The following is an 8,534-nucleotide window of genomic DNA, read 5'->3' on the forward strand; positions in this document are numbered from 1 at the left end:
TTTAAGCGCCTATTTACCAGTTAACAACGGCTGTAAGAAATGCGCAGTATGCGAACCTTTCACCTTTGCCACTTGTTCTGGGGTGCCACAAGCGACGATCTCACCACCGCCACTGCCACCTTCAGGGCCCAAATCGATAATCCAATCGGCGGTTTTGATGACATCCAAATTATGCTCAATCACCACCACGGTATTGCCATGATCCCGCAGGCGGTGCAATACCGTTAATAGTTGTTGAATATCATAAAAATGCAGACCCGTCGTCGGCTCATCTAAAATATACAGCGTTTTACCGGTATCACGTTTCGACAATTCTTTGGCAAGCTTAACTCGTTGAGCTTCCCCGCCAGATAGTGTGGTTGCCGCTTGTCCTAAGCGAATATAGGATAAACCAACATCCATTAAGGTTTTGAGTTTTCGGGCAATTACCGGAACGGGTTCAAAAAATTGATGGGCATCTTCCACTGTCATGTCTAAAACTTCATCAATACTCTTGCCTTTATAGCGTACATCTAAGGTTTCACGGTTGTAGCGTTTACCTTTACAAGCATCACATGGTACATACACATCCGGTAAAAAGTGCATTTCTACTTTTATTACGCCATCGCCTTGGCAAGCTTCACAGCGACCGCCGCGCACGTTAAAACTAAAACGACCTGGTTTATAACCGCGCGAACGCGATTCTTGAGTACCAGCAAACAGCTCACGGATTGGGGTGAAAATACCAGTATAAGTGGCAGGATTGGAGCGTGGAGTACGGCCGATTGGGCTTTGGTTAATATCGATGACTTTATCGAAATGCTCCAAGCCGTTGATCTTTTTATAAGGCGCGGCTTCGGCTGTGGTAGCACCATTTAAGCGGGCATGAGCAATTTTAAAGAAAGTATCGTTAATTAAGGTTGATTTCCCTGAGCCGGAAACCCCTGTCACACAAGTAAATAAGCCAACAGGAATCGACATATCGACACTTTTCAAGTTGTTACCGGTTGCGCCAATGATCTCGACCGTTTTCTTTTTATCGATTGGGGTACGTTGTTCGGGGATTTCGATTTCACGCGTACCACTTAGATACTGTCCGGTTAATGATTCTGGGCAATCTAAAATATCTTGCATTGTGCCTTCGGCGATCACTTGACCACCATGAATACCCGCCCCTGGGCCAATATCAATCACATAATCGGCGGCGCGAATAGCATCTTCATCATGCTCGACCACGATCACGGTATTACCTAAGTCGCGTAAATGAACCAAGGTTTTTAATAAACGTTCGTTATCGCGTTGATGCAAGCCAATCGAAGGTTCATCCAAAACATACATTACCCCAACTAATCCAGCGCCAATCTGACTGGCGAGACGGATACGTTGCGCTTCACCACCAGACAGGGTTTCGGCGCTGCGAGATAAATTAAGATAATTTAAGCCGACATTAATCAGAAAACTTAAACGGTCATTGATCTCTTTTAATATTTTCTCAGCGATTTGAGCGCGTTGCCCGGTTAAGGCTAATTGCTCGAAAAAGACTAATGATTGATGAATGCTCATTTCTACCACTTGTGGCAGTGTTGTTTGACCAATAAACACATGACGGGCTTCGATTTTCAGGCGAGCGCCACCACAACTTGAACAGGTTTTATTGGAAATGTATTTGGCTAAATCTTCTCTGACGGAATTGGATTCAGTCTCATGGTAACGACGATTAAGGTTATTTAAAATCCCTTCAAAAGCATGGCGTTTAACTCGGATATCACCGCGATCATTGACGTATTTAAACTCAATTTCTTCTCGTTTGGAGCCGTTTAAAACAATCTCTCTGATTTTCTTTGGCAGCTTATTAAAAGGTTGCTTTAAATCGAATTGATAATGTTCCGCCAAGGCATTGAGCATTTGGAAATAATAGAAATTCTTCTTATCCCAACCACGGATCGCACCATCGGTTAAGCTTAAACTGTCATCTTGGATCACCCGTTCAGCATCAAAAAATTGCTGCACACCTAAACCATCACAAGTTTCACATGCACCGGCTGGGTTATTAAAAGAGAATAAACGAGGCTCAAGTTCACGCATGCTATAACCACAATGTGAACAGGCAAAGTTGGCCGAGAAAATAACATCTTGCTGGCTATCATCATCCATCCAGCTAATGGTGGCGGTGCCGCCTGAAAGCTCCAATGTGGTTTCGAATGATTCTGCCAAGCGTTGTTCAATACCTGAACGTACTTTAAAGCGATCGACCACCACTTCGATAGTGTGCTTTTTATGTAACTCTAAAGTCGGAGGATCGGATAGATCACAGGTTTCACCGTCAATGCGAGCTCGAATAAACCCTTGCGCGGCTAAGTTTTGCAGGGTTTTAACATGCTCCCCTTTACGCTCTTTAATGATTGGTGCCAATAGCATTAATTTACTGCCTTCAGGCATTTCGAGTACTTTATCCACCATTTGGGAAATAGTTTGCGCTGCTAAAGGTGTGTCATGTTCTGGGCAGCGTGGCTCACCTACTCGAGCGTATAATAAGCGCAAATAATCGTAGATCTCGGTGATGGTTCCAACGGTGGAACGTGGGTTATGCGAGGTAGATTTTTGCTCGATAGAAATAGCAGGAGATAAGCCTTCAATATGATCGACATCGGGCTTTTCCATCAAAGATAGAAACTGACGAGCATAAGCCGAAAGCGATTCAACATAACGACGTTGACCTTCGGCGTATAAGGTATCAAAAGCAAGTGAGGACTTACCTGAGCCTGATAACCCAGTGATCACAATTAATTTATCACGCGGAATAGTGAGATTAATATTTTTTAGATTATGGGTTCGGGCGCCGCGAACTTCGATAGTATCCATGCTTGATGCTCTCACTATTAAGGTAAACTTACTGAAGCTAGTATTACATAGCTCTGGGTCTGTGGAAATAGTGAACTGTATAAATAAACAGTTGGATTGCAAGTATAAAAAAACCGTAACGGCACAGTGCGCGTTACGGTTTAGATTTTGAATCAAGCACTAATCAATCTACTACCAATCAATAAAATTATTTTTTACTGGTTTTGGTATCGTCTGATTTTAAGTACAGATTTTGGTAGCAGTAGTTAGTCGCTTCAATGTAGCCTTCAACACTGCCGCAATCAAAACGCTTACCTTTAAATTTATAAGCGAGTACACAGCCAGATTTAGCTTGTTTGAGTAGCGCATCGGTAATTTGAATTTCGCCGCCTTTACCTGGTTCGGTATTTTCAATTAGTTCAAAAATATCAGGGGTTAAAATATAGCGACCAATAATAGCAAGGTTGCTTGGTTCTGTGCCTGGTTCTGGTTTTTCGACCATGTCATCGACGCGATAAAGATCGTCTTTGATCATCTCACCCGCAATAACGCCGTACTTGTAGGCTTCTTCTTTTGGTACTTCTTGCACCGCAACAATCGTGCAGCGAAATTGCTTATACAAAGCCACCATTTGAGCCAAAACACCTTGTGCTTCATGGATACATAAATCATCGGCTAATACTACGGCAAACGGTTCATCTCCGACCAATTCTCGGCCAGTCAGAATGGCATGCCCCAAACCTTTCATTTCACGTTGGCGAATATAAGTGAAGTAGGCACTGTCGATGGTGTCACGAATATTAATCAATAAATCTTCTTTATTAGTGCCACTGATTTGGTGTTCTAATTCATAGTTTTTATCGAAGTGATCAGTCAGTGATTGCTTACCACGACCGGTAACAATACACATACCCGTCATACCTGCTTCAATCGCTTCTTCAACTCCATATTCGATTAATGGTTTATTAACGATAGGCATCATTTCTTTCGGCATTGACTTAGTCGCCGGTAGGAAGCGAGTTCCGTAGCCAGCTGCGGGAAATAGGCACTTTTTGATCATGACTGAAACCTTTAAGGGTAAAAAATAAGAATAGTAGAATTAATGCTAACATAGCATTAATTCGTCAGGAAAAACAAACATAGGTAGGGAAAACAACGTATACCTGACACTTGCCTGATAAAACTATCACAATAGAGCATTTTTAGTTGGAGTGGCAGATTTGTTGGCTGCATTAGATCAATACAACGCCAATTACTTTGACCATAGATACAATGAATGTCTTTAATTTAAACAATAATCGAGGGGGAGAGGGGGCTTATAAATACAGTTGCGCCCAATTGATCGCTTGTCGTCGATTACTGACATTGATTTTTTTAAAGATGCGATAGAGATGAGATTTGATGGTGTGTTCACTGACAAATAAAGAATCGGCAATATCCAGATTACTTTGTCCTATTTGTAAATGATTGAGGATTTCAAGTTCACGACGGGTTAATGACAACTTAGCTGACATCAGATGTTGATTATTATGTTGGTTAATTCCTTGCCAATATTGAAATAAATTAATCAATAATTGACGAGGTAAGCGATTTTCACCTTGGTTGATATCTTTTAATGTTCGCAACATATCGAAGGTGTTAGCGTTTGATGGAAAGTATCCAGCCAGATTTTTCCATTGAGATAGCAGCAATAAGTTTGCTTGTTGCGGGGCATTAAAAAGCACACATGCGTAAGCCTGGTGGCATACCGGGTGGGTTTGTAAGTCAAACAGCTCTTGTTCAGACAATTGACCATCAACGAAAATGATATATTTATTCTGGCTTTGTTTTAAGTTGGCGATAGTGGTTAGGTTTAGCGTATTGACTTCAAAGTCCGTAGTGGAGAGCAGTTGTCGATAGAGTGGGTGAGTATGGAAAGCAAAAGGCGATAGAAGGTAGATAGCAGTACGGGCTAATATGGTCATCAATTTACGCTCCCTAAATGTGCTTAAATGCTGAGTGGATTAAGGCTGACATCATCAATGCGACTCAACGGCAACTGAAGCGAGGACATCGTAGGTCAGGGGAATTTAAAATAGAGAGCATGAAAAAATAAGCTCTGATTTTAAGTTGAATCAGGGAGCAATACACGTCGCATGACAATTAAGTGATAACCATTCTCACTATTGATACTCGATGTCTTTTATAAAGCGATAAGTTGTTAGATGGATTGCAGTTTTACAAAATAATAGATGCAATTTTTTATTATGAGTAATGATGAAATATGAGTTTAAGCGTTTTTTTTCTTGTGATTTAAAGCATTGTAATCACCGTTATCGAGCGACTTATTAGGGTGTAATTTTTTATCTATACATAAAAAATTATGCTATAATTTGGGGCTGAATTTAAATAGATTAAGACGGAGCAGCACATGGCTAGCCGCGGAATAAACAAAGTAATTTTAGTTGGAAACTTAGGGAATGATCCTGAGATCCGTTATCTACCAAGCGGTGGCGCAGTGGCTAACATCACAATAGCGACTTCAGAATCTTGGAGAGATAAAGCAACCGGTGAGCAACGTGAAAAAACAGAATGGCATCGTGTGTCTTTATTTGGCAAGCTTGCGGAAGTGGCTGGTGAATATTTACGCAAAGGTTCTCAAGTATATGTTGAAGGCCAACTGCAAACCCGTAAATGGCAAGATCAAAGTGGTCAAGATCGCTACACTACCGAAGTGGTTGTACAAGGCTTTAACGGTGTGATGCAAATGTTAGGTGGTCGCTCGCAAGGTGCTGGCGCTCCAGCCGGTGGTAATCAGCAGCAAGGTAATTGGGGGCAGCCTCAGCAGCCTCAACAACAAGCTCCACAACATCAGCAGCAACAACAAGCGCCAAGAGCGCCGCAGCAAGCTCCACAACAGGCTCAACCTCAATACAATGAGCCACCGATGGATTTCGATGACGACATTCCATTTTAGATCTTATATAAATTAAAAGTGTAAGAATAATCAGAAGCCGCAAGTTTTTTGTGGCTTTTGTTGTATATATGATAACTAAATGTTGGTTTTTTAAGCTGTTTTAAGCTGTTTTAAGCTGTTTTAAGTAGTCTGTTAATCTAACAAGCAGGAAGCTATATCCACATAAATTGAAGCTGTAGTAAGCTCAATAGGCAACTAAGCCGCAACTTCAAATTAAGATGGGTATATCCTCAATTTCAATGGAATGCGTTTGATGAGATACACCCCAACACTAAAGTTAAGTACCCGCTTGGTGGCTTTTGTCACTATGATCGTGATCACAGCAATGTTCATCTTATTTATTGGTGGGGTATTAACCTTTCAAAAAATGGGCAATGACTACGTTGATCAAAATTTAGCTCGCCTGACCCAAGTGGTCGACAATGAACTTTCCTCATCACAAGATTTTGATTCTATTCGTCACTGGCTGCCTAAATTGCTGCAAACGAATAACGTGGTGACATTCAAACTCTCATCACCCGCGGGTGTGATCTATCAATTTACCGATCGCGCATTAACCCAATCCTCACTACAAGCTCAAAGTGTCTTGTTATATCAAAAGCAAATATCCCTTAATCGAAATCAAGGCTACATCGCAGTCTTTGAAGTTATCCCTCCTTATTCTGATAGTAGCTACTCATTTCAAGCTTTTTTCTCGTTAACTTGCGCCGTGTTGCTGGTGGTATTTTGTTTGATTCGAGGGCTTAAATGGTTGAAAGAGCAGCTATCAGGCTCTGAATTATTGGAAGAGCGTGGGCGAATGATCTTAGCGGGTCAAGTGGAGAGGTTTGCTAAAGGCGATGAAAGAGAGTGGCCCTATACCGCCAGTGAGGCGCTTGACCGATTAATTGAGGAACTGCAAGACGCACGCCAAGAAAGAAACCGTTTTGATACATTTATTCGTACTCATACCTTTTTAGATCAATTAACCGGTGCGGCTAATCGGATCTTATTTGACAGTAAACTCGAATCTGTATTGCAAGAAAATGGCGTGGCGGGTGGCGTGTTGATGGTGGCAATCAATGATTGGGAAGACGTAATAGAGAGCAATAATGGCCAATCGTGCGATGCCTTTTTGGTAGAAATAGGACAAGTGTTGTCAAATATTAGTCAACGCTATCCTAACTCTGTTTTTGCTCGTTATTATGACGCTCAATTTGCTTTAATGATCCCGCACCAAACCGAAAAAGAAATCACTACCATGGCAGCGCAATGTGTCAATCAACTGAAAAAACTAACCCCATTAGAAGGGATGGAAAATGACAATTGGTGCCATATTGGTTTGAGTTTATTCACGCAAGGTGAACGACGAGGCAAGATTATTGATGAAGCTGAAACTGCATTAAAAGGGGTTCGTATAGAACAAGGGATCGGCTGGGGAAAATACAAAAAGCAACATAATCAACAAAATGAGCATCGTGGTGGGGTTCGTTGGAGAAATTTATTTGATCTCACTCTAAATGTGAATAAGATGTTAATTTATCAGCAGCCTTGTTATCTAATTGGTGGTAATGATAATAGGTCTTATAATAATAATGATGTGGTGGGTAATCAATATATTGTGCATTATGAATTATTCAACAGAATAAGAGATGAGGCGGGAGTTATAATTAAAGCATCACAGTTTTTAACTGCGATTGAACAAGTTGGTTACGAACGAAAATTAGACCAAGTAAATCTTGAAACAATACTGGTTCAACTTAAAAAAAATGAGACAAACTTGAATTACAGCATCAACCTTTTTGTCGAACCGTTTAAGAAGAAAGCGTATACTAGCTGGCTTCAATATGAGCTTTTACAGCTAACAAAAGACTTAAGAAGTCGCCTTGCTTTTGAGTTCGTCGAAGGCAATTTAGTTAACAATTTAGACTATATGCGTCCCATTATTAAAATGTTGGCGGGTATTGGCTGTAAAATCATTGTCGACCAAGTCGGCAGAACGATTGTTAGTACGCACTACGCGAAAGATTTACCAGTGACATATTTAAAATTACACCGAAGCCTCATTAAACAAATTAACCTTAGAAATGAAAATCAATTATTCATTCGCAGTTTATTAGGCTCATGCAGTAATACTAATATTAAGGTTATTGCCGTAGGTGTAGAAAATGAACAAGAATGGATAGTATTACAAAAACTTGGTTTACATGGTGGTCAAGGGCGATTTTTTGCATCTGAATCTTGTCTTTCTCCATTGGATGACTTGCCAAAAGAAAAGCCAGTAAAATTAGTCACGCCAGGGCGCAGAAATCGCTGGCGATAACGGTTAGTGATAGCCAATTGTTTGTGTTAAAAAAGGAAAAGAGCAACTCTATGAGTATGAACTCATTAATACAAAGATTGACCGCAAAGAAGAAAGAAAAACCGACGCTGAGTATTGTAATACTCAGTGATGGTATTTATGTATCTAAAGTGAGCGAAGAATTCGGTATTGAACCTGCCGTTTTCTTTGAATTAGAAAATAATAATTGGTAATTCCAATTAGGTGCAGCGCTCGATAGCGAAGACATCAGTAACCTAAAAGCAACCGTCACGCTGGGCTCTCAGTTTTATCAAAGCTACCAATTGGACAAACCTGTAGTACCAAAAGAAGGCTTTGTTGCGTAATTCAAATTTAGAGGTGACAACACTAGAATGGTATTATTTCAATCAATTCGGTAAGTTTTAGGCATACCTAGCCCTGTTAGTTTATTTAAAGCTTTGATCATTGCGTAAGCTT

6 protein-coding genes are annotated in these 8,534 nt (G+C 40.7%); 3 read left to right on the forward strand and 3 right to left on the reverse strand.

Features of this window, described 5'->3' with window-relative positions; genetic code table 11:
* Window positions 1–9 precede the first annotated feature (9 nt).
* The 3 genes from uvrA to HC723_RS12390 all read right to left on the reverse strand — a co-directional run bounded on the left by uvrA (window position 10) and on the right by HC723_RS12390 (window position 4,784).
* Complete coding sequence (uvrA, locus tag HC723_RS12380; protein ID WP_190339315.1) at window positions 10–2,841, reverse strand: excinuclease ABC subunit UvrA; 2,832 nt, start codon at window positions 2,839–2,841, stop codon at window positions 10–12.
* A gap of 187 nt (window positions 2,842–3,028) precedes the next feature.
* Window positions 3,029–3,880, reverse strand: a complete 852-nt coding sequence (galU, locus tag HC723_RS12385; protein WP_153446140.1) for a UTP--glucose-1-phosphate uridylyltransferase GalU — start codon at window positions 3,878–3,880, stop codon at window positions 3,029–3,031.
* Between the two features lie 256 nt (window positions 3,881–4,136).
* Window positions 4,137–4,784 (reverse strand): LuxR C-terminal-related transcriptional regulator, encoded by a 648-nt coding sequence (locus tag HC723_RS12390; protein WP_190339316.1) that lies wholly within the window; start codon window positions 4,782–4,784, stop codon window positions 4,137–4,139.
* Window positions 4,785–5,230: 446 nt separating this feature from the next.
* Here HC723_RS12390 and HC723_RS12395 point away from each other — a divergent pair, with 446 nt between their 5' ends.
* From HC723_RS12395 to HC723_RS12405, 3 genes are all read left to right on the forward strand, one after another.
* Window positions 5,231–5,776: a single-stranded DNA-binding protein gene (locus HC723_RS12395; RefSeq protein WP_153446144.1), complete on the forward strand. Its 546-nt coding sequence runs from the start codon at window positions 5,231–5,233 to the stop codon at window positions 5,774–5,776.
* Window positions 5,777–6,029: 253 nt separating this feature from the next.
* Window positions 6,030–8,078, forward strand: a complete 2,049-nt coding sequence (gene csrD, locus HC723_RS12400) for an RNase E specificity factor CsrD (protein WP_190339317.1) — start codon at window positions 6,030–6,032, stop codon at window positions 8,076–8,078.
* A 50-nt stretch (window positions 8,079–8,128) separates the two neighbouring features.
* The gene (locus tag HC723_RS12405) at window positions 8,129–8,290 is read left to right on the forward strand and encodes a hypothetical protein (protein ID WP_190339318.1); all 162 of its coding nucleotides are present in this window, start codon (window positions 8,129–8,131) and stop codon (window positions 8,288–8,290) included.
* Window positions 8,291–8,534: the final 244 nt, after the last annotated feature.

This window comes from Vibrio sp. S11_S32, assembly GCF_014694465.1.
GTDB classification, from domain to species: Bacteria; Pseudomonadota; Gammaproteobacteria; order Enterobacterales; family Vibrionaceae; genus Vibrio; species Vibrio algicola.